Source organism: Neisseria sp. P0008.S010 (assembly GCF_051962715.1).
Lineage (GTDB): Bacteria > Pseudomonadota > Gammaproteobacteria > Burkholderiales > Neisseriaceae > Neisseria > Neisseria elongata.
Genome location: NZ_JBQCVA010000400.1, coordinates 1 through 243 on the forward strand (window position 1 = coordinate 1; position 243 = coordinate 243).

The 243-nt window shown below is 51.9% G+C and carries 1 rRNA gene; it reads right to left on the bottom strand.

The features are described 5' to 3' along the window. Positions 1-243, bottom strand: a 16S ribosomal RNA gene (locus ACTHSL_RS14080); the annotation flags it as partial.

The window sequence follows — 243 nt, forward strand, 5'->3', positions numbered from 1 at the left end:
CTGCGCACCCTTTACACCCAGTAATTCCGGATAACGCTCGCTCCCTACGTATTACCGCAGCTGCTGGCACGTAGTTGGCTGGAGCTTATTCGCTTGGTACCGTCAGACGGTTTTGATGTTGTCGCAACCGTGTTCTTCTCAAGCAAAAGAACTTTACAATCCTAAGATCTTCGTCGTTCACGCGGTGTCGCTCGTTCAGGCTTTCGCCCATTGACAAAAATTCCCGACTGCTGCCTCCGGTAG